Raw genomic sequence first — 22610 nt, 5'->3', positions numbered from 1 at the left:
CACTTGTGTTTGCACTTGTGTTTGCACTTGTGTTTGCACTTGTGTTTGTGTTTGTGTTTGCGCTTGTGTTTGTTGTTTCGCTGCTTGTATAGGTCTCGGTTTGCTCCGTTGTGTCCGTAACAACTTGTTCCGCCGCGGCCGCGGCTTCCGCTACCGAATCCTTCAAAGCCCCTTGCCGCACCATATCGCCGAAAGACTGCCAGAATGCCTGCCGCTTCGCATCAAGCCGCTGCTTCGTGAATTGCTTCGACTTGCCGAAATTCCGTTCCGCCTGCTCCTTCAGCCATTGGCGGTCAAACGTCGCGCGTTTGATCTGCTCGGACAGCGGGCCGACTTGGCCCGGACGATGCAGGCAGCTTTCGTGGATCAGCTCCGGAATGCCGCCTGCCGTAGAGCCAAGCACCGGGCATCCCCGGCTCATCGCTTCAATCGTGGCCCGCGGCAGTCCTTCCTGGTAGCTTGGCTGCAGGTACAAATCGATGCCGTCCAGCCATTCAAATACGGCCCCGCCACTTGGCAGCACGCCTTCGAAAGAGACCATGCTTCCGATGCCGAGCTTTTCGGCCATGGCCTGCCAGCGCGCCGGGTCCCCGTCGCCAAGCACGCGGAACTTGACTGAAGGCAGCTGCTGCTTCGCTTTGGCAATGGCGCGAAGGGCGATGTCGATCCCTTTCGTGCGGCCGTTCAGCGAGCCGATCAGCCCAATCGTCATCGGCGAATCCGGGCTCATCGCCTGCAGTCGCTCCAACCGGCGTGTCAGCACTTCGTCGCCCGGCTCCGGAATTTCCACATTGGAGCACGATTCCGTCTTGCCGCCGACATTCGGATAACGCTGCTGCAGGAACCGCTCCGTTACATACAGCGCATAAGGCGCATCCTTCACGATTGTCCTTGTCTGGTTCAGCGAGAACGGCGCGTACAGCTTGCCCTGCAGATTGCCGTAATTCCATAGTCCATCCCAAGCGCAGGCTACGACTTCAACCGCATAAGGCTTGCCCATTTGGCGCGCAACCCGGATCGCTTCGGCTCCGATTTCGCTTGGCACGCGTGCGATAACGGCGTCTGCCTTGCCGATCGCCTCTTGCAGCAGCTGCTCGATGTAGCCCCGCTTCGTCATCTTATTGACCGGATTACTCAGTGACGGAAGCACAAGGAAATCCACATTAGGTCCGCTCGACAGCGTTTTGCCCGCCATATCTTCATCCGAGGATGCTTTCTTGCCCCGGGCTGCAACCGTAATCTGGTCGAATACGCCTAAATACCGTTCCCACACCGCATAAGGCAGCTTTCCGCCGGAGAAAAATTTCCCCGATTCGTTAAAATAAAACGTATGGTCATGTGCCCACAGCACCTTCATGTTCTTTCCCTCCTTCTGTTTCTATTGCCTGGTGCGGGCGTTTAACGCCCTCGCAGGGCCTTATTCGCTCGCCCGGTGGCGGTTATTCCCGCCTCGGGCGGCTTGCTGGCCGCGATAAGACCCTGTCGGGGTCTTATCAGCCCTGCTCATGCCCTGGTGCGGGCGTTTAACGCCCTCGCAGGACCTTATTCGCCCGCCCGGTGGCGGTTATTCCCACCTCGGGCGGCTTGCTGGCCGTGATAAGACCCTGTCGGGGTCTTATCAGCCCTGCTCATGCCCTGGTGCGGGCGTTTAACGCCCTCGCAGGACCTTATTCGCCCGCCCGGTGGCGGTTATTCCCACCTCGGGCGGCTTGCTGGCCGTGATAAGACCCTGTTGGGGTCTTATCAGCCCTGCTCATGCCCTGGTGCGGGCGTTTAACGCCCTCGCAGGGCCTTATTCGCTCGCCCGGTGGCGGTTATTCCCGCCTCGGGCGCGTCCAACATTACCCCTAAGGTCCCTCAGGGACCTTAATGACCCTAACCAGCTGCTTCTTTCGCAGCTTAAGATCCCTTAAGGACCTTAACTATCCTCTAACTGCCGCTTTCCGCCGACTTTTGCGCCTCTTCCCGCGCCATAAAGTCCCTCAGGGACCTTAACGACCCTAACCAGCTGCTTCTTTCGCAGCTTAAGGTCCCTTAAGGACCTTAAATACCCCGTGGCTGCCGCCTTTCCGCCGGCATTTAAGCCGCTGCTACGCGCCTTCCGGCGCGGGGGCCGTCCCCGCCCCGATGCTCTTCACGGCGCGTGCCGGAACGCCGGCAGCGAGCGTGCCGGCCGCAACCGGCTTGTTCACCACGGCGCCGGCGGCTACAACCGCGCGGGCGCCGATCTCGACGCCGGCCAGGATACGCACGCCGCAGCCGATCCACACGTCGCGGCCGATCCGGATCGCCGAGCCCATGACCGGGTTGTCGCGGATCGGAAGCGACGGATCGTTCCAGGTATGCTGGAACGAGACAACCGAAGACTGGTGCGCGATCGACACTTCGTCCTCGATGATCAGTCCGCCGTATGCATCGATATAGCATTGCTTATGAATGCTTACATTCGAGCCAATGACCAGCCGCTCCGGATAACGGAGCTCCACAGAGCGTCCGATCAACACGTTGTCGCCGCAGCGCCTCGCCATTCTTCTCAGCAGGACGTACCGCATGGCGACGCCCGGCAAATCCGGCAGCCAGTCGCTTAGCACCCACATCCACTGCAGCAGCGGCCTTGGCACCGGCTTCAGCATGGCCTCCGCTATACGCAGCAGGCCGCGGAACCGGCCGAACTGATCGCGGCCTCTTTTTTTCGTCTTATGGGCCGCACTCCGTTCCAATCGATCTCCCGTCCATTCACCTGCCCTACGTCGTTGTTCTTGTTCCGCCATGTCCTTGCGCCCCCTTTCCGCCGGCAAGCCTTTCATGCCAAGCAGGTGCTGCCGCACCTCCAGCCGGCACGCGAGCAGCCTCTTGCTGCTTCAACTCGCGGTCTTGCTCAGCCTTCAAAGACTGAATTTTCCGATGTTTCAGAATAAAGATTTTGCGGCACCACATAATGGCGTAGGCTGCAATCGTATAAAGAATCGGCAGTACCGGCAGCTTCTTGCGCACCATGTTGTCCCCGATCGTCCCGACGCCATAGTCCAGTTCCCGTCCCGTAATCGTGACATAACCGACCAGCACCAGCGTGCAGGCGTAGGTGAAGATCAGCGCGGCTGCCATCAGATAAAACTTTCTCGTCTCCTTGTAGACGATCGCCTGATAGACCGAGATCATCAGGATAATGCCCATAAACACCGCTTCTAGCGTGCGAAGCAGCAGCTCCGGCTCCCAGTTGCTGAAGTTGATCGGATTCGGACTAAGGAACAGGAAGATCGACAGCATCGTCGCGTTGATGATGCCAAGCGGCCCAATCTGCAGGAACAAAAGTCCAGCCGCCCCAGCCATGACGCACAGAGAGGTGCGGACCTTCTGGGTGTACAGGAAGTAAAAGCTGAGCGTATAGATAATCGCGTAATCCCTCAGCCCCGTCGCGTACACGATGACAAGGATGAACAGCAGCCATCTCTTGCGAACGAGCAGCTGCGCTCCAAGCAGTCCCAGCCATACGCAGGTAATGTCTTTTGCGAACAAGGAGGACATGTACATCAGCGACGGACTAAGCATTAATCCAACCACCGAGACGATAACAAAAGACTGCTTAGAGTTCTCCGGATCCGGAAGCTCGTACCCGAAGCGGCCTGCGTTCAGCTTGTACGTGCTGTTGACGATCAGAATGAGCAGCACCGTGTTGAACAAAATAATCGCCAGCGGATCGTCCAGCTCCAGCCATTTGAAGAACGGCATATACAGCAGGCCAAATACCGGGTAAGCGGAAATGTTCATCCAGCTGGTCTGAATCTGCTCCATGGCATACGGCATAAATTGCGACAGCTTCTCGAAGGTTGTCACCTGCTCGTAGTAGTGGATCTCGTCCGGCCCGGCCAGCGGATTGACGGTTGCCGCATAGATGGCTTTGCCCGCCAGCGTAGCCGTAAAGCTCGCCATCAGCAGCACCGGCGCATTCGGCCAGCGCATGAGCACGAAGAACGGCAGCAGCAATCCGCTGTAAAGAATGAGCGAGAGCCTTTCATCCGCGGCAAAAGCCCACTTCGCCGTCAGAATCAGCAGGACGGAATATCCCACCAGCATGATTTTCCGCGTATCGACTAAACGGTCAGCCTGCATACAGACGCTCCAGCTTTTCCGCGCTTACGCGGATATCGTAGCCGCGCTCGCCCAGCGCTGCCGCTCTTTCCTGCCATTCCCCGCCGCCCCGGGCTCTTCGCTCGCCGATGCTGGCCATCGCTTCCGCCCAGCGTTCCGGCGGATCGTTCAGCGCAAGGCGCTCGATTAAGCCGATTCGCAGATCCGCTTCCCGCGGTACCGTCTCGGAAATCAGACACGGCACGCCAGCAGCCTGCGCTTCAATGAGCACGATGCCAAGTCCCTCATAGAGCGACGGCAAGACAAAGGCGTCCAGCGAGCCAAGCAGCTCCGGTACATCCTTGCGGAGACCTAAAAAGTTGACTTTGTCCGCGATCCCAAGCCCGCGAGCCTTCTCTTCCATCTCCGGCCGCAGCGGCCCGTCGCCGCAGAGCAGAAGACGGGACTTCGGACGCTGCTTGACCAGGCTTGCGAAGCTGTCCAGCAGCAGCGCGTGATTCTTCTGCTTGCTGAACCGGCCGATATGGCCGATAAGCAGCTCATCCTCTGCGGCGCCGAAGCGGCGGCGCAGCTCCTCGCGGTTCTCCCGTACAAGCGACTCGTAAGGAGCGAGCGTAATGGCATTCGGGAACACGTCTACGCGTCCGTCCTTCCAGCAGCCGTCCCCGAAGAGAGACTCGCATGCCGCCCGCGAGCAGCCCAGCATATTGGTCGAGTGACGGCTGATCAAGCTGCGCATATACGAACGGTACAGATTGCGAACCAGCGACGTCGACTTGCTGTCGCTCGTGTTGTGACTGTGACTGATCCGCACCGGCACGCCCAGCTTGTCCGCCAGCTTAAGCACGTACCCGCTGAAGCCGAATACATGACTGTGTACCGCGGCGTAAGGACCGTATTTGTTCATGTTAGCCGTCAGCTGCTTGCGGAAGGAGCGGATTCCGTCCTTTGGCGGCGGCTGAACGAAGATCGTTCCTCCCAGCGCCCGGATTTCCTCGTCGTAGAAAGACGGCTCCGGCGATTGCACGGCAAAATGAAATTCGTATTTGTCCCGGTCAATGTTCCGGTATACATTCATCAGCAGCGTCTCGATGCCGCCGGGATGCATGCGTCCAACGACATGCAGCACTTTGATTTTGGTATGGCTCATGGCAGTATTCTCCCGATATGTTCATAGAGCTGCAGCTTCTTGGCGTCAATGGCCGGTCCCGAGTCCGCCATCCGGCCGTCTACCGCAGCGGCAAGCTGCTGCCTGCTCTCGCGGAAGTCGATCAGCTGGCTCTTCATGCCGAGATCGGCGAAAATATTCTCAAGCTTCCGGTCCCAGATCAGACCGTACGTCGGCTTGCCCATCGCAAGCGATGGAATGCAGGCATGAAGCCGCTGCGCAATAACGGTATCGCAGGCGGCAATCGTGCCCACCAGCTGTTCGACCGTAGTCGGATAAGGAGTGAACTCGACACCCTTCAAACCCGCCAGCCGCGGCTTCACGAACTCCTCGACAAACGCGTTATCCGATGCCGCGCCGTTAGTGAAGAAGCTTACGTTATGGCCGGCTCCAATCGCGACCTTCGCCGCCTGCAGCCACCAATCCGCGCAAGCCTCGCGCTCCCAGCGGAGCTCGCAGTGACGGTTCATTTCATGCGGGTCCATCACGCCAAGGCCAATTTTTCGTCTCCCCGACTTCTCCTGTCCCGCCGCTGCCTCCGTCAGGCCAAAAGCCTCCGGCGTGAACAACGCCGGGTCGGCTAACGTAACCGTCTTGACCGCAAGCTTCGCATCAAGGTCAAGCAGGAAACGCCGCGAATCTTCGTCCCGCACCGCGATCGACGTGGCATACCGGCAAGCTCCGAGCAGCCAGCGCCTCGCCTGCGTGCTCCAAGGCCCGCGAGCGCCAACCAGCAAAATATGAAGCGGCTTGCCTTGGCGCTTCGCCTCATCCGCCACGCGGCGGACAGCCAGCGGGAACGTCCAGTACGTATCGATGAGCAGATGCCCGCCCCCGATAAATACCGCTTCCGATTCCTCCACTGCCTGCTGCAGCTCGCGGTTCAGCTTCTCGTTCTTGCCGCGGTGAATCCAATAAGCCTTCAGGCGCCGGAGCGCATCCGGAGTCATCTTCTTGCCCGAGCCGGCGCTGTTCAGCTTCACGGCCGGTGCCGAAGCATATTCCGCGGCCGCCGATGCCGGCGGGCCCGCTAATGCATAATGCAGACCGCCCCGCGCCGAGTAGATCGGCATCGATTGATCGCAGCGGCCGTCAAGCAGGTCGAAGTGAATAACCTGATGTTTGCCTCGCATGGAGATAATCCGGTTTAACGTATAAGCGATGAGGCCATCGCCCAAATTCGGCGATTTCGGAACCCCCGCCAACAATACTTTCTTCACGAGTAATTCCCCCTCTTTCTTGCGAATGACAAGCTTGGCGCCCAAGCCAGCGTCTGAACGCCCGGTTTGCGTCTAACGAGCAGCACGGCTGCCGAGTTCCAGACGATAATCGACAGCGTAGAGGCAAGAGCTCCGCCAAGCATACCCATTGTTGGGATCAGCAGCGCGTTAAGCGCCGCATTAAGGGCCGCGGCTGCGATCAGCACTTTGGTGAGCGCGTTCTGGCGTCCGGTCATCGTAGCGACGGTGCCGTTCTGCCCGCAATAAGCGCTGAACAGCTGGCCGAAGGCCAGGATCAACAGCGACGGATAAGCCTTCGTGAACTCCGGACCAAACAGTCCAAGCGTCCAATGGCCAAGCACCACGAAGTAGGCAAAAACAACCGCCGCGAAAGCAAATCCGATCCGTCCCGTACGGATGCACACCCGCTGGAGTCCCGCCATGTCGCCTTTTGCATACTTTTCGGATACAAGCGGCGATGCCGTCATATTCACGGCGGTCAGCATAAACGACACCAGGACGGCCAGCCGGACCGCTGCCGAGAAGAGGCCCGATTCGGTCTCTCCCCGCATAAAGCCCATCATTAACACGTTTAATTGTCCGAGAATCAAATACATGCCGGCATTAATCATTAACGACGATGATAATCGCAGCCAGCCTCGCGTCTCGTAATTAGGCTTGACCGCAGCCGTCTGCGAGCCAATCCGCTTCTTCAGCACAATCGCGCCAATCACATAGGTGACAGCCGTTGCGACCGCGAAGCAGAGCAGCGCCATCGCGGCGCCAAGCTTCACTCCGGCAGCGCCAAGCGCCGCGACAAAACCAATCGTCAGTACCGGGCGGATAATCTTTTCCGGCATTTGCGCGAATAACGCATCCTTCATCGCCTGCAGCGCGCTTTGGCGCAAGGTGGCAAGAGTAAGAAGCGGAATCGCGGCAAATCCGGCGATATAAGCAATCGTCTTGGCATGGGCTTCGCTTCCGCCTTGTCCGCCCCTGCCCCAGTCCATCAAGGCAACTACGGCAATGCCAATAAGCGCGGCTAGAACGGATAGAGTAAAACCAATCTGATTGCTCCGGCGAAGCAGCCCTTTGATCAATGGCCAGTCGCCTTTCACCCGATAGGCGGAGACGAGCTTTACCGTTGCGGTATCAAAGCCAAGCTTCGCCGGGAAAACCATAAACGTTACGACCGTAGTTACAAAAGCGTATATCCCGTAATCCTGTACGCCGAGCAGCCGGGCCAGCGCAATCTGCAGCAGCATCGCCAGTCCCATCCCAACGGAGTTGATCAGGAAGCTGGCGCCTCCTCCCCGGCTGAGCCGCGAAGTAATAAGCGTTCGAATGGAGCCTGCGCCCGCGCTTGCGCTTGAGGCGCTGCCCTCCTTACCGCCGAGTTTCATGCTGCACACTCCTCAAAAAGATAAACATTAGTTAACCGCGTTAACCGGCAGCCGTTGCGCCGCCATTGCGGTAGGTTGGAACCAGATGCTGCAGAACCGCGCGGATATCGTCCGGATGCTGGCCAAGCACCTTTTCCATCTTGCGAATCTCGAAATCAAGCTCTTTGCGGTTGAGCTGCACCGGTCTGCCGATAAAGATCCGGTTATGCTTCGTGGAAGACAGGCCTTCTTCGTTCGTCAACAGCTCTTCATACAGCTTCTCGCCTTCGCGCATGCCGGAGAACGTAATGTCGATGTCGACATGCGGCTCGTAACCCGACAAGCGAATCAGATCGACGGCCAGATCGTAAATTTTGACCGGCTTGCCCATATCGAGAATAAATACCTCGCCGCCCTTGGCGAACGAGCCTGCTTGAATAACGAGCTGAACGGCTTCCGGAATCGTCATGAAATAACGCACCATCTCCGGATGGGTAACCGTTACCGGACCGCCCTTGACAATCTGCTCCTTGAAGCGCGGAATAACGCTGCCGCGGCTGCCAAGCACGTTGCCGAACCGTACGGCTACGAACTTCGTATTGCTGTGCATGTCGAGAGATTGGATAAACATCTCGGCGATCCGCTTGGTTGTGCCCATTACGCTAGTCGGGTTAACGGCTTTATCCGTCGAGATCAGCACGAAGCGTTCCGCTCCGTACGCATCCGCGCATTCGGCGACGTTTTTCGTACCGAATACGTTGTTCTTGATAGCTTCCGCCGGGTTGCGTTCCATCAGCGGAACATGCTTATGCGCGGCGGCATGGAAAACAACCTGGGGCCTAAATTTGGCGAACACGCTGTCGATCCGCGTGCGGTCCTGTACGTCGGCGATAACCGTCTCGATAGCCAGTTGCGGGAATGAGCTGCGCATTTCCATTTCAATCGTGTAGATACTGTTCTCGCCGTGGCCAAGAAGCAGCAGCTTGCTTGGTTTGAAAGGCGCGATCTGGCGGCAAAGCTCGGAGCCGATCGAACCGCCCGCTCCCGTTACGAGAACCACTTTATCCTGTACGTATCCGGCGATGTGCTCGAGATCGGTACGGATCGGGTCGCGGCCAAGCAGGTCCTCTACGCTGACATCGCGCATGCGGCCTGCCGCGCCGCGGTTATCAATGATATCCTGAAGATCCGGAACGATCTTCAGCTTCGCTTTCGTTGTTTTGCAAAGGTTAACCAGCTCGGAGATTTGAGTCTTCGATACCGAAGGCATCGCGATAATAATCTCGTCGATATGATGCGATTCCACCACGCAAGCAATCTCCTTGCGGTTGCCGAGAACCTGCAGCCCCAGGATATCCATGCGGTGCTTATACGGATCGTCATCGATAAAACCTACCGGCGTTACGCTGACGCCGTCGTTCTGCATCATTTCCTTCGCAATCATGGTCCCGCAGCTTCCTGCTCCGATAATAAGAGCGCGACGGCCGCCGGCCGGTTTGCTCACGCTGTATTTATCGCAAAAGATACGCCATGCAAGACGCGGAGCGGTAAGCAGCAGGAAAGTGCCTGCCGCGTGATGCAGCATAAGCAGCGGATGAGCTTCTCCCTGCATCACCCACCAGGCAGCAAACGGAACAACAGCCGAGATCAGGGAAACCTGCAGCAAGCAAAGCATGTCCGAAATGCCGGTATACTGCCAGATCCGGCGGTGAAGACGGAGCCGGTGAAGCCGCCAGAAGCCAACGACTGCCGCTAACGCTGCATAAGACAACCATGCAGCAGTCCCGCCTTGAGGCGCCGAAGGTTCAAGCGCGTACGCGATGGCGAAGCTGGCAAGCACGGCTGCCAGATCCCCCGCCACAATAACTTTTGTCCGATAATGAGCCCGCATTATTATTTTCCTCCTCTTTCCCTTTGCGTTTATCTATATATGGTTCTGCTTTAGAGTCTGGTTCGTCTCACGTCCGATCGACATATTCGTAATAAGGTCCCGCTTCGCGATGGGCGGTCTGGTTAAGCGCGATGCCAACGATTCTGGCCTGTACGAATTGCAGGGCATTTTTCGCTTTGATGGCATGCTGCTTTTTGCCGGTACGCGCATTGACGACCAGCAGGACGCCGTCGCATTTGTTGGCGACAACCTGCGCATCCGCTACGGCTAATACCGGCGGAGTGTCGATCAACACCATATCGTACTGCTCGCGAAGCTTTCCTAGCAGCTCTTCCATTCGGGAAGATCCCAGAAGCTCCGACGGATTGGGCGGTACCGGCCCGGAAGGCAAGACATCCAGCCCCTTAATGCGGGTTTCCTTAATGACTTCACTGAGGTCGGCCTGCCCGGATAACACATGCGACAGTCCCGTGCGGTTGCTGAGTCCGAAGTTGTAATGGGACGTTGGCTTCCGGAGATCGGCATCAACCAGAATGGTTCGCCGCTCCATCTGCGCGTAAGTAACGGCCAGATTCATAATGGTTGTCGACTTGCCCTCTTCCGGACCCGCCGAGGTAACCATCAGAAGCTGCAGCGGGCGGTCCGTCTCGGCGTATTGCAGGTTCGTACGCAAGGTACGGTAAGCCTCCGAGATCGGGGAGGTTGGGTTGGCTTCGGCCACGACCGGGCGTAGCTTAAGATCACTGCGAGACATTGCGATTATCCCCCTCCATTCCTATCGTGGTTTTGCCAATGGCTAACGCCTTCGGCTTCAGATCGCCTTGCTTAATATTCGGTATGGCTGCCAGCGTAGGAAGGCCAAGATACCGTTCCACGTCGCTTTCTGTCCGTAACGTATCGTCAAAGTAATTAAGAGCCAGTACCAGCGTGATCGACAGCAGGAATGCGGCGATAAATCCGATGGCAATGTTGAGCTTAGTCTCCGGCTTCACCTTCACCGGCTGGTCGTTCGAGTCAGCGGTATGAAGGATATACACGTTGTCGACCTTCATAATGAGCGGAATCTGCTGCTGGAACACATAAGAGACGGTATTAACGACTTGCGCCGCTCTTTTGTAATCCGTGTCCAGATAAGAGATGGTGACCACCTGCGTGCCATTCACCGAACTGAACCGGATATTATGCATCAGCTGCTCCGTTGTCAGCCCAAGCTCAGGATGCTTCTTTACCACCAGGTCCATAATGGCCGGGGTCTTGATAATTTCCTTGTACGTATTGATTAAGCTTAAATTCGTGTTGATCATATTCAGATCGAGCTTGAACGATCCCGCCTGACCCGCTGTCGAATTGACGATCAGCTTCGTATAGGCTTCATAGACGGGCTTCATCACCCAGGCGCTGTAGGCTCCAGCCGCTGACGCACCGAGTACGGTCACGAGAATGACCAGCCAAAGCTTTTTCCGAATGAGCCACACTATTTCTTTTAAATCCAGTTGGCTGCTCAAAACGACAATAACCTCCATCCCTTTCCATCAACATTCGACTTTGATTATGTCACAAGGGTTATGGGAACATAGAGGGAAGAAGGTAATATTTTCAATTAGGAGGCAGTTATCATTTTTTGCCTATGTATTACATGCTGATTTTCCTAACGTTTCATATTTCTAATCAAGAATTAATCGTTCAGAGATAAAAATTTCCAGTAATTTTCATGTTTATTACATGCAAAAACGATGTTTATATAGGTATTCCATACACAACCTAAGGCATAGAATCAGGACGTCCGGGAAAATGGCGCTGCGCCGCATAGTATCAGGCTTTCGCGGGGATGGAAGGAAAGGGTAATTGCTACAGACAGTCGCATTCAAAACCGTAGGCAAGGGACTTTCGCCATACAGCTGTCCAATAATCGGGATAATGCCCGGGAGGGTAAAAAGGATAAGAGGATTCTCATATTCCCTAACCCTCCCGATTTCCTGCCCGTTGGCCTAGGTTTGACGTTAATTCAGAGTCCATTGGCCCCTGAAATGGCAGGATTGTGCTTTTTTTTAGTTGTCGGAAGAAGGGCTATCCCGTATGAAACAGCTAACCGGCCTTTAATTCCGACCGTTTTCATAGAAAATAACCTCTTTTCCGCTTCATTCCCGCCTTTGTCTATAAACCAATTGTAAAATAAGCTAGTCCAGCGGTAGGACGATGGACAATGGACTCGGCTGCCGAAGGGTTCCGAACCATGGTCCCGTAGTCCGTCAGGACCGATCTTCGCGACAAATTGTAACCGTTTCCAACAGGGGCAGCAAATCATGCGTTGGCTTTTTTGACATACAAAAACAAGCCCAGCCGGATCGTTGAACGACCGGACTGGACTTGTTTCTTCTATATAATAGTGAAGGAATTGTTAATTGCTTGTTTCGACTCGCGGTGTTGGAACTGTAGTTTCGCTTGCGGCAGTCGTCGCGGGCTTGCCCCGGCGAACCAGGAACGTAACCGACAGGAAGCCGATCGCAAGCATGGCCGCAAGAACAAACAACGCCGGAACGAGATGATCGCCAAACGCCTCCGGCGATGTGATGGCACCGCCGCTTTCGAAGATCAGACCGCTGATCGCTACGCCAAACACGCCCCCCAGCTCGCGGGATGCATTGCTCAAACCGCTTGCTTCGCCGGCTGCATGCTCGGGAACGGACGTCAGAATACCGTGGGACAGCGGCGTAAAGCTGAAGCCCATGCCCGCGCCAGCCGCCATCATCGCCGGAACCATATAGCCGAACGGGAAGATCGCGCCCTTGCCGATAATCATAAGGGCAAAATAGATCATAGCGGCCGTCTGGAGGAAAAGCCCAAAGAGCAAAATCTTTTTCGAGCCGTATTTGCCAACGAGCAGCCCGGCGAGCGGTGCGCAGATCATCGTGCAGACGGTCCAGACCATTTCTCTAACGCCCGCTCCTAGAGCCGAATAGCCTTGGGCTTGCTGCAGGAACAATGTCAGCAGGAAGATCGCGCCAAAGATTCCGGCATTCATCCAAAAGCCCGCAGATAGATAAGCGCTGTAAGTCCGGCTTTTGAAATAATCGAATTGAACAAACGGCTGCTTCCGGCTGCGCTCCCAGAAGTAGAAACCGAGCAGCAGGACCACGCCGCCTGCAATAGCCCCCCATACGCTAAAGGCATCCCAGCCTTCCGAGTTGCCGCGCATTAAACCAAACACGATGCCGAACAAGGATAATCCAAGAAGCACGATCCCCGGAAGGTCCAGAGGCTTGCGTTCACCCTTCGATTCCGTCAGCCATAACGCACCGAGGATAACGGCAATAATGCCGACCGGTACGTTAATCCAGAAGACCATTTCCCAAGGCGCGCCATTAATAATAATTCCGCCGACCAACGGTCCAATCGATAGTCCTAATCCGGAAATACCGGACCATAGGCCGATAGCCGCGGCGCGTTTTTCAGGAGGGAAGGCCGCATTCACAAGCGTTAAGCTGAGCGGAATGATCGCTGCGCTGCCTATCCCCTGCAGCGCCCTCGACAGCGACAACTCGATGGAGCTGGTACTGAGGGCCGAAGCAAGCGAGCCAAGCGTGAATAACACGATGCCGAGCAGGAATATTTTTTTGCGGCCAAAACGGTCGCCAATCGCGCTAAACGGAATAAGCAGCACCGCAAAAGCTAACGTATACGCATTGAGGAACCATTGCAGATCGGACATGCTGGCGTGAAATTCCTCCTGGATGGATGGCAGCGCCACCCCGATAACCAGATTGTCGAGCATAGCCATAAACAAGGCGATACAGGTAACAACAAGCAGCCGAATGCGGGAAGCGGTAGAAACCATGTTTAAATCTCTCCTTTTTTTGGTTTTTTATTTATTGATTAATAAATACAAGCGTAAAAAAATATAGTTTTAGATGGGATGGCGGATCAGATGCATGCTTGGTCCTCCTCTTGTTAATTATTTATTAATCAATAAATGAATAGCCTTTAAAAAAATCCGCTGTGAAGCAAACGGATTTTATCAGGCAGCCGGAGCGGCTGGGGTTGGGAGGTTAGTCGGTATGGTCCAGTTGTCCCAAATCGCCAAGTATGGGAAGCTCGAGAATCTCGGACATTGTAATGACCATCCCGCAGGCGATAAAGGTTGAGGCTTGCTGGCTTGGATTCGGAATTCCTGCCCGCTCGAACCGTTCTTTAATCAGTTGGTGCACCTCGGCGAATCTCTGTTTTACGATCGCGCGGACGTTCGGCTCCGGTGTCGTATAAGACTGCATGCAGAGCAGCGTCTCATCCCGGTGGGTGACCATCAGCTCGTTGAAAGCTTCCCCCATATGATGGTGGAGCATTTCCGCCGGGGCTTCTACCTGGGAGAAAGCATGGATCAAACGCTTCTGCGCTCTCTCGAGGACAGCGAGGTATAAAATTTCCTTCGTTTTGAAAAAGTGAAACACGTAGGGCTGGGTGACCCCAACCTCTGCAGCAACCATAGCGGTTGTTGTCTTGTAATACCCGTTATTCGCAAATAGCGAGGCAGCTGCATCTAATATCTGCTCTTTCCGATTCGTTACAGCGTTGAAGTCTTTTTCTCTTGGCGTCATAGGCAACCTCGTTTATTTATTTATCAATAAATTACTGTATACGATTGGAAATGTCAATAGGCTCCATCCAGGAAAATTTCTTTGACATGGAAAAAGCCGACGGATGTCGGCTTTTTCGGTAGGCGAACAGTAGGCAGGCCTCGGCGTCGGGCGCTATAGCAGGGAATTTGCCTGCTATTTGGCTAGAGTTGCCCGCGTTCGGGCTTCTGCCCCACAATCAAGCGTCTGCTCCACGGTAGCACGGTTTTTTCCTCTTATTCAGCCACTTCACCCTCGTGTTCGCGCGCTTTCCCTGCTGCAAGATGGTTTTTCCGTCTTATTGTCCTTGATTCAGTTCATCGAGCAGCTCCTCGAACCAAGCTGCTCGCTCCAGCGCGGCGGGGATATCGCCGACGCCGTCTTCATCGCACCATGCGGTGGACAGCACCGCATGAGCGAACCCCCACGCCAGTAACCTGGCGTGGTCCAAACCAAGGGCGCCGCATAATAGCTCCACGCGGCGCCGGATCACTTCCCGCTGCCCCTTCGGCGGCAGCTGGTTCAAGAGCAGCGGAATCGTTCCGTATTCCGCTTCCCCAACCACACCCTTCGGGTCAATGGCCAGCCATCCCGGCCCGCCATGACCCGAAGACAAAATATTCCCATGGTGCAAGTCACCATGGAGCAAGAACAACCCGCCGCCGCCCTCTTCGAGCAGGCGGCGAAAAACCTCCTCCGCGCGGCTGACCACGCGCTCCGGCAGCGGCCCCGTGCCGCCGCCATGCCGCTGGCGCAGCCGGGCGAGGCCCGCGGCCCAGTCCGCTACGGACGGGAATTCTCCCCCGTCCGGCGCGGGAACCGCCAGCCGCCGCATCACCTCGGCGGCCGCCAGCACGGCATCGTCGTCGCTCAATCCCGACGACGACAGCATCACCCCCGGCTGGACGCGCTCAATCAATAGCGCGCCCCGCTCCTCGTCCGCGGCAAGCACGCGCACCGCGCCTCGGCCATCATAAAGCCGCAACGCCGCCAGCTCCGTGCGGAATTCCCGGCTTGGCACGCCAAGCTTCAGCACGGCGGGCGTTCCGTCCCGCAGCACGGCCGGGGCCACAAAGTTATACGACAAAACAAAAGGAGACGGCAATTCCACCGTCATCCCCCATTTTTCCTCGCAGCCCTGCAGCAGCTTATCGAAGCCCGCCAGCCACTGCTCGCCTTTTTCGCCGTGAACCGATCTGATCGTCTGATACAAATGCTCTGGAATCTGCATCATTCACTCTCCCCCGGCATTCTTACGCACAATTTTTCACCCTGAGTGTACGCTCGCAAATCCTCGAATTCCGCTTCACGTACACTCTCCCTGCCGCTCTTTACGACTACAGCTGAACCGGAATCACGCATACCGGCTGGGAAATTTCGATTGAATAGCCCGTATACACAGGCATACCCGACTCGCTAATGCGGAATACCGCTACGTTATTGGTATCCTTGTTCGCCGTGATCGCGAATTGACCGCCCGGTACCAAGGCAAAATGCCGCGGATGTTTTCCTTCCGTCGACACATGCCCAACCAGCGTCAGCTGGCCGCTCTCCGCGTCGACCGCAAATACGGCAAGGCTGTCATGACCGCGATTCGAGCCATAGAGAAAACGTCCATCCTCTGAGATCGCGATTTCCGCGGTGCCATTAACTTCAGCGAAGCCTTCCGGCAGAGTCGGCACCGTCTGGACGGCCTCGAGCGTACCTTTTTCCGCATCGTAACGGAAGGAAATAATGGTCGAATCCAGCTCGTTAATCACAAAAGCGAACTGACCATTCGGATGGAATGTCATATGGCGTGGACCCGCGCCAGGCTGCACCACGGTCTCGCCGTGGCGGACCAGCTTGCGGTTTTCTTTATCCAACGTGTAAGCAACGATCCGGTCGATCCCAAGATCCGGTACAAAAATATATTTGCCGTCCGGGCTGAAGTTCGTGCTGTGCGGATGCGGCGTTTTCTGGTTCGGATGAGGACCGCTTCCTTCATGCTGCTGAATATCGAGAATCTCTCCGATTTCCCCGTTATCCGAGAGCGACACAAGGCTGATCCGGCCGCCATGGTAGCTGCACAGCAGTACAAATTCACTGTCCGCATCGCGTTGAATATGGCAAGACGGCGCTGTAATGGCAAGCTTACGGTTCAATTGCTCAAGGCCGCTGCCTTCGATCGAAAAAGCAACCGCATCGCCAACCTTCGCCCCTTCCGCATCCGCGCCTTCCGCAATGGCATACAGTCTGTTGTTCGCCGCATCAACGTTAAGGAAGGTTGGGTTTTTTAATCCCGATGCCTGCTCCTTAAGGGTCAGCATCCCTTCTGCCGTATCAAATTCGTAACGGTACACGCCGCTGTTGTCCGCTTCCGCGTAAGAACCGATAAATACCGTTAATTTGTCATTATGTAAGGTCATGAATAATATCCTCCTGCTTTTATAGAATGTTCCTTATATTGTACCCTCTCATCCGGCATAAACCAAGCCTTACGCTCCGCATGGACAACAGCCCGAAATAAGCCTACACTGTTTTTAGCGAATCCCTTATTTACGAAAGGAGCGAAAGCAAAAAGTGGCTATCAACCGTAAATTGATGACCGATCCGGATTTTGAAGAAGCGGTGCAGCGCAAATATCCGGTACGCGTATTCAAGGACGACTTTATCGTGAACAACGGCGGCACGGTCATTCGTTTCGACGACAGTATCGTTGTCATTCAGTCCAGCGTGAGCGACCTCGTCTACTATACAAGGGCGGAATGCGAGTTTTTCGAAGTCCGGAAAAAATGACAGGCGCCTTTATTTAGCGTTATAATACTTTAGTACTGAAATATTAAAGGAGTTTGCAGCATGAGCGAAAATGGAAAAATACTCGTTATGACCGCCGTTGCGGTTGAACGGGATGCCGTCCTGCGCGGCCTTAACGGCGACGAACGCTTCGAGGTAATGGAAGCCGGCGTTGGTCCGGTGGAAGCCGCCGTCAGTACGGCAACGCACCTTGCTTTGGCTGGTCGCAATGCCTATCGCCTTGTTATTTCCGCAGGTATCGCGGGAGGATTTAAGGAACGTGCCGAGGTGGGCACGCTGGTTGTCTCCAGCGCAATCATTGCCGCCGATCTTGGCGCCGAGACGCCGGAAGGCTTCCACAGCGTGGACAAGCTTGGTTTCGGTTCCGCTCATATCGAGGTGGATGGCGAGCTGGCCGAGCGTCTGACTTCGGCGTTTCAGGCTGCCGGACTTCAGACCGCGCTTGGCCCCGTCCTTACCTTATCTACGGTTACTGGCTCCGCGGAGACGGCTGCCGGGCTGGCCGAGCGGATTCCCGGCGCTGCCGCGGAAGCGATGGAGGGCTTTGGCGTTGCCGCTGCTGCCCGCCGCGCGGGTCTGCCCGTGCTGGAGCTGCGCGCAATTTCGAATCCGGTTGGCCCGCGTGACCGCAGCGCTTGGCGGATTAAGGACGCTCTGCAGTCTCTTGAAGCTGCAAGCTCCGTATTACGGGAGGTTATGGTATGAAAATCGCTTTTTCCCCGTGTCCGAACGACACGTTTGTATTCCATGCCCTGACGCATGGTTTGGTTCCGGGTGCTCCGGAATTTGATGTGATGTACGCCGATATCGACATTACGAACAATTTGGCGGCAAGCGGCGACAGCGATCTTGATGTGCTCAAGATTTCCTATGCTGCTCTGCCTTGGGTATTAAAAGACTACGCGCTTCTGCCATGCGGCGGCGCTCTTGGCCGGGGCTGCGGTCCGCTTGTTCTCACAAAAGACAAGCTGGAGGACGCGTCTTACCTCAGCGGCAAAAGAGTGGCCGTACCTAGCGAACGCTCGACTGCCTATCTGCTGTTCCGTCTATGGGCAGCGCAAAATGTTCCCGGCGGCGTAGGCGAAATTATCGTGATGCCGTTCCACGAGATCATGCCTGCCGTACGCGATGGCAAGATCGACGCCGGTCTTGTTATTCACGAAGCCCGCTTCACTTACCAGAATTACGACCTCTCCATGCTGGTTGACCTCGGCAGCTGGTGGGAATCCGATACCGGCCTGCCGATTCCGCTTGGCGCCATTATCGCCCGCCGCTCGCTCGACCTGCGCGCTCTTTCCAGCTGGATCGAGCAATCCGTCGAGTATGCTTGGAAGCATCCTGATGCATCGAAGGACTACGTCATGCAGCATGCGCAGGAGATGGATCCTTCCGTTGCCCAGCAGCATATCAACTTGTACGTGAACGACTTCACGGGCAATCTGGGCAGCAGCGGTTATGCCGCAATCTCAACCCTGCTGAACCGCGCAGCCGACGAAGGTCTCGTTCCTGCAATCGACCCGGCCCTTCTCGAATTCCCGGGTTAAACTTAAGGGAGTCCCAATCAACCGTTATGGTGATGGGGACTCCCTTTTTATAGCTTTAGTTAGTTGATTGTAATGTAAAAATACAGGTCATCCGGCATCCGATACTCTAATTGGAGCATCCTGCTGCAAAACTGCAGGTCATTGGACCAAATATAGCTCAAAATAGATTCAACTACGATGCCGCGCATCTTTAAGCTCAACCATCCAGCTACTTTCCGCCTACCTCCACACGTTTCCGCACACCTTAGCGATGCCGCGCATCGTTAAGCACTCACCAGCTCGAATTTCCGCCTCCTTAACGATGCCGCGCATCTTTAAGCTCAGCTACTTTTTGCCTACCTCCACACGTTTCCGCCCACCTTTGCGATGTCCCGCATCTTTAAGCCCTCGTCCTTCTCTAGCTTCCGCGCGAGCGGAGGCAGAACGAAAAAGAGCTGCCCGCAGTCGGGCAGCTCTTATCTATTTCCTTACGATCCGACTACACGTCGGAATCGTCCCATTTTTTCGAATATGCTTTCTTAGTGACCCAAAGGGTCATCCAGGTGAGCAACACAACGATGATGGCAGCAAAAATCCAAACCCCAACCGGAACATTCATCTGTAACTACCCCCTTCTCGCCTATTACTACTATATTAACGGACAATACGGGAGCGTATACAGTCTAAATATTAACATTTTGCAACGGTTTACACCGGAATCTGTCATTTGGAAGCATTGGCCTCCTGCATAAGGGCAGACTAGCGCTAAATCCCTTACCGGAATGCTCGAAGGAACTCCACTGCCTTGCGGATATCCTCTTCCGGACGATGCCCGACTTCCCGTTCAATCGTCAAATAGCCGTTGTACCCAATATCCTTCAGCGCCTTCAAATAACGGTCAAACGGAACGCTGCCTTCCCCAAGCGGAACCTCGCGGAATAAAGGACCGTCGCTCGCCATATCGGCGATCATGTCATGACTCATCCCCGCAAAGCCCAGGTATCCGTACACGACGCGCGGATCAATCTCGGCCGCAAGCTTAATTCCGTCCTTCGCATGCGTATGCACGATATAATCCTTCAGCAAATAAACGCCCTGAACCGGATCATCGCCAGTCACCATAACCATATTGGCCGGGTCGAAGTTAACCGATACGCCGTTTGTCGTAAGCGAATCCAGGAAAGACTTCAATCGCGCAGCAGGCTCGGGACCCGTCTCAATCGCAAAATAAGCTCCCATGCTGCTTGCGTAGCTGCTTAATTCTTCGCAGGATGACTGCATCGCAGCGTAGATCGGCGAATTCGCATCTTCCGGCACGATGCCGATATGCGTCGTTACGATATTGGTTCCCAAATCAAGCGCCAGCTCGAGAATCCGCTTGGACTTTTCGATTTTGGCCGGATTAGCCTCGGCATCCTGGAAGCCATGTCCCCCAAGATCGCCGCACAAAGCGGAAATCGTAAGCCCAAGCGACGCAATGCGGTCCTTAAGCTCGCGCCGAGCCGACGCGGACAGATTGGCAGGATCGGTCTCGCCGCTTACCGCGTAAATCTGCACGCCTTCCGCTCCAACCTCAACCGCTTTTTTCAACCCTTCGTTTAAGCCAATCCCAAAGCTCTCGACAATTACGCCAATTGGATTGTTAACCTTTATGTTGGCCAGTTCCGTCATGAATTAGACTCCTTCCTTCGCTGCAGCGGCAGTTGAAGCCGCAGCCTCCGTATTCAAGACTACTTCCGCTCCAAGAGCCGCCGATTCATAAATCGCCTGAAGCATCCGCATCAACTCCACGCCATCCTCTACCGGGCTGATCGGCTCGGCTTTGCCGAAGCAGCAATCGACGAAATGAGCTACCTCCAGGTCGAAGCTGTCCTGGAACTGGAACGCCAGATGATCCAGCTGCGGCTCGATATTCACGATTTTGTTGAACTGCTCGGTTACGATCACGAGCTTCGGATCAATCTCGGCTCCGCCTTTGGTGCCGTAAATTTTGCTGCTCATTTCGTTCTGCGCGGCATGCAGCGTGTAGCTGATATCGACATACAGCGAAGCGCCGTTCTCGAAGCGGATGAGCGCATTGGCCATATCCTCGACATCGTTAAGCGAAGCGTCGTAGTCCGCCGCCTTATAGAAGCTTAAGCCTTCAATATGCGACCGGTTGCCCAGCTTCCGGTACGTATTGCCGCTGACCGAAACCGGCTTGGGCTTGCCCATCAGATACCAGCACAAATCAATCATATGTACGCCGACATCAATCAGAGGGCCTCCGCCCGAGCGTTCGGAATCCGCAAACCAGCCGCCCGGGTTGCCTAACCGCCGGATTGCCGATGCTTTGGCATAGTAAATGTCTCCAAGCTGCCCGCTCTCCGCATACTGCTTCACAAGCTGCGCCTGGTCGGCATATCTGCGGACGAAGCCTACAAGCAGCTGCTTGCCGGAGCGTCGGACAGCCTCCTGTACGGCAAGCGCCTGTTCAACCGTCTTGGCAAGCGGCTTTTCGCATAGCACATGCTTGCCGGCATCCAGCGCCGCCACCGCAATCTCGGCATGGCTGTTATTCCAGGTACAGATGCTTACCGCATCAATCTCCGGATTGGCCAGCAAATCTTTATAGTTATCGTAAACATGAGGGATGCCGTAAGCTTCGGCCTTCTCCCGCGCTCGTTCCCCGTTCAAATCCGCGATTGCCGCAAGCTCCACCTCTGGATGAACCGAATAGCCATGCAAATGCGAGCCCGATATCGACCCTGCCCCAATAACTCCAACCTTTAATTTCGTCATTGCCAGCATCTCCTCCATGTTTCCTATAATCAGTTGCAACCTGCTCTATGTTCAATTTATCATGAGTATAAAAAGAGAGGAATGAACAGCATGGCTCAAATCATGGATTATATGATCAGTTCGCAACCCCTTCGCATGATCGATTTAACGGTGGATCCCGCCAAGCTGTCCGTTCGTTCCCTCGTTATTCGAAACGTAGGCTATTTGCCCGGTCGAACGCATTTTCGGCAGGGGGCGGTTTTTCAATATTGGGCGATCGTATATATTGCAGGAGGCTCGGGAACCTACCGCGTCGACCGCGGAGAGGCGCAGCAGGTGACGGCCGGCAGCTTGTTCTTGTTCCAGCCCGGCTTTCATTATGATTACGGGCCGGACCCAGGCGGCTATTGGGACGAGTATTACTTCACCATTGAGGGATCAAGGCATCGGGAGTGGCTCGAGCATTGGCCGATCCTCCCGAACGCGGTCATGCATCCGGGTGAGGATGCTTCTTCGCAGAACCGGATTGACCGCATCTTTGCACTGATGGACAGCGGCACCCCGGCCGACGCCGACCGAGCTGCGCTTACGCTTGAGTCTCTCGTCTACGACTGGGTGCAGAGCTGTCAATCCTCGCCAACCGCTCAAGGCAAGACGGCGCGCCTTGCCCAGCTGCTCCAGGCCTTATCCGGCACCTTGCATGAACCTTTCGACGCGGCGGCTTTTGCCGAGCGCCATCATTGGGCATTATCTACGCTGCGCCGTACGGTTAGCGAGTATACCGGCTTCGCCCTGCACGAATACGTCCATCGGCTAAAAATGGCCGAAGCCAAAAACCGCCTGCTCAACACCGAGCAGACGGTCAAGGAAATCGCAGCGGCGCTTGGCTACGGCGACGTGTTTTATTTTTCGCGGCTGTTCAAGAAGATTACCGGGGAAGCGCCCCAGCTGTTCCGCCGCAACATGCGTTCGAAATAAACCAAGACCCCGGGAGGGTCTTATTTCACCTGTGCGCGCCCAAGGTAGGTCCGTTCAAGGACTGCCGCAAGTTAATAAGACCCTGTCAGGGTCTTATCGCAACTCAAGTTACTCTAATGGTACCGAATAAGACCCCGCAAGGGTCTTATTTCACCTGTGCGCGGATGACGTAAAATAGTCTGTGTACCAAGAT

At 55.6% G+C, this 22610-nt stretch carries 19 protein-coding genes; 4 read left to right on the top strand and 15 right to left on the bottom strand.

Going from position 1 to position 22610, the window contains the following annotated elements:
- The 13 genes from CFI03_RS23995 to CFI03_RS23935 all read right to left on the bottom strand — a co-directional run.
- Nucleotides 1-1357: glycosyltransferase family 4 protein (locus CFI03_RS23995; protein WP_248760401.1), on the bottom strand; the 1357-nt coding region annotated here is incomplete at its 3' end.
- Nucleotides 1358-2090: 733 nt separating this feature from the next.
- Entirely contained in the window at nt 2091-2771 is a 681-nt protein-coding gene (locus CFI03_RS23990) for an acyltransferase (RefSeq protein ID WP_248760399.1), read from the bottom strand.
- Nucleotides 2746-4110 carry a hypothetical protein gene (locus tag CFI03_RS23985; RefSeq protein ID WP_248760390.1) on the bottom strand — a complete coding sequence of 455 codons (1365 nt, stop codon included), beginning with the start codon at nt 4108-4110 and terminating at the stop codon, nt 2746-2748. The genes CFI03_RS23990 and CFI03_RS23985 overlap by 26 nt, the downstream gene beginning before the upstream one ends.
- Entirely contained in the window at nt 4100-5239 is a 1140-nt protein-coding gene (locus tag CFI03_RS23980) for a glycosyltransferase family 1 protein (RefSeq protein WP_248760388.1), read from the bottom strand. Before CFI03_RS23980 ends, CFI03_RS23985 begins: the two co-directional genes overlap by 11 nt.
- The gene (locus CFI03_RS23975) at nt 5236-6477 is read right to left on the bottom strand and encodes a polysaccharide pyruvyl transferase family protein (protein WP_248760385.1); all 1242 of its coding nucleotides are present in this window, start codon (nt 6475-6477) and stop codon (nt 5236-5238) included. Before CFI03_RS23975 ends, CFI03_RS23980 begins: the two co-directional genes overlap by 4 nt.
- Nucleotides 6474-7880, bottom strand: coding sequence for an oligosaccharide flippase family protein (locus tag CFI03_RS23970; protein WP_248760383.1), 1407 nt, complete (start codon nt 7878-7880; stop codon nt 6474-6476). The genes CFI03_RS23975 and CFI03_RS23970 overlap by 4 nt, the downstream gene beginning before the upstream one ends.
- 40 nt (nt 7881-7920) lie before the next feature.
- Nucleotides 7921-9750, bottom strand: a complete 1830-nt coding sequence (locus tag CFI03_RS23965; protein ID WP_248760380.1) for a polysaccharide biosynthesis protein — start codon at nt 9748-9750, stop codon at nt 7921-7923.
- Nucleotides 9751-9817: 67 nt separating this feature from the next.
- The gene (locus tag CFI03_RS23960; RefSeq protein WP_201007449.1) at nt 9818-10504 is read right to left on the bottom strand and encodes a CpsD/CapB family tyrosine-protein kinase; all 687 of its coding nucleotides are present in this window, start codon (nt 10502-10504) and stop codon (nt 9818-9820) included.
- Nucleotides 10491-11255: a YveK family protein gene (locus CFI03_RS23955; RefSeq protein ID WP_127499371.1), complete on the bottom strand. Its 765-nt coding sequence runs from the start codon at nt 11253-11255 to the stop codon at nt 10491-10493. Before CFI03_RS23955 ends, CFI03_RS23960 begins: the two co-directional genes overlap by 14 nt.
- An 893-nt stretch (nt 11256-12148) precedes the next feature.
- Complete coding sequence (locus tag CFI03_RS23950; protein ID WP_248760378.1) at nt 12149-13585, bottom strand: MFS transporter; 1437 nt, start codon at nt 13583-13585, stop codon at nt 12149-12151.
- Nucleotides 13586-13796: 211 nt separating this feature from the next.
- A complete protein-coding gene (locus CFI03_RS23945; RefSeq protein ID WP_248760373.1) occupies nt 13797-14342 on the bottom strand; it encodes a TetR/AcrR family transcriptional regulator in 546 nt (181 codons plus the stop codon).
- A 316-nt stretch (nt 14343-14658) separates the two neighbouring features.
- Nucleotides 14659-15594, bottom strand: a complete 936-nt coding sequence (locus CFI03_RS23940) for an aminoglycoside phosphotransferase family protein (RefSeq protein ID WP_248760370.1) — start codon at nt 15592-15594, stop codon at nt 14659-14661.
- Nucleotides 15595-15697: 103 nt separating this feature from the next.
- Complete coding sequence (locus CFI03_RS23935) at nt 15698-16768, bottom strand: lactonase family protein (protein WP_248760368.1); 1071 nt, start codon at nt 16766-16768, stop codon at nt 15698-15700.
- A gap of 154 nt (nt 16769-16922) precedes the next feature.
- On the opposite strand from CFI03_RS23935, the gene CFI03_RS23930 reads away from it, so the two are divergent.
- From CFI03_RS23930 to CFI03_RS23920, 3 genes are read left to right on the top strand one after another with little or no spacing between them, the layout of a single operon-like run.
- Nucleotides 16923-17138: a hypothetical protein gene (locus CFI03_RS23930; RefSeq protein WP_127499411.1), complete on the top strand. Its 216-nt coding sequence runs from the start codon at nt 16923-16925 to the stop codon at nt 17136-17138.
- Nucleotides 17139-17198: 60 nt separating this feature from the next.
- A complete protein-coding gene (locus tag CFI03_RS23925; protein WP_248760366.1) occupies nt 17199-17861 on the top strand; it encodes a futalosine hydrolase in 663 nt (220 codons plus the stop codon).
- Nucleotides 17858-18700 (top strand): 1,4-dihydroxy-6-naphtoate synthase, encoded by an 843-nt coding sequence (locus CFI03_RS23920; protein WP_248760363.1) that lies wholly within the window; start codon nt 17858-17860, stop codon nt 18698-18700. The genes CFI03_RS23925 and CFI03_RS23920 overlap by 4 nt, the downstream gene beginning before the upstream one ends.
- A gap of 753 nt (nt 18701-19453) precedes the next feature.
- Here CFI03_RS23920 and CFI03_RS23915 read toward each other — a convergent pair.
- The gene (locus tag CFI03_RS23915) at nt 19454-20350 is read right to left on the bottom strand and encodes a sugar phosphate isomerase/epimerase family protein (RefSeq protein WP_248760361.1); all 897 of its coding nucleotides are present in this window, start codon (nt 20348-20350) and stop codon (nt 19454-19456) included.
- A 3-nt stretch (nt 20351-20353) separates the two neighbouring features.
- Nucleotides 20354-21460: a Gfo/Idh/MocA family protein gene (locus tag CFI03_RS23910; RefSeq protein ID WP_248760359.1), complete on the bottom strand. Its 1107-nt coding sequence runs from the start codon at nt 21458-21460 to the stop codon at nt 20354-20356.
- 90 nt (nt 21461-21550) lie between these two features.
- Between CFI03_RS23910 and CFI03_RS23905 the strand changes: the two genes are divergently transcribed.
- Nucleotides 21551-22417 (top strand): AraC family transcriptional regulator, encoded by an 867-nt coding sequence (locus CFI03_RS23905; protein ID WP_201007435.1) that lies wholly within the window; start codon nt 21551-21553, stop codon nt 22415-22417.
- Nucleotides 22418-22610: the final 193 nt, after the last annotated feature.

It is taken from the genome of Paenibacillus sp. ATY16 (genome assembly GCF_003399985.2).
GTDB classification, from domain to species: Bacteria; Bacillota; Bacilli; order Paenibacillales; family Paenibacillaceae; genus Pristimantibacillus; species Pristimantibacillus glycanilyticus.
The sequence above is the reverse complement of the archived record's forward strand: the minus strand, read 5'-3'. Positions and strand labels throughout refer to the sequence as shown.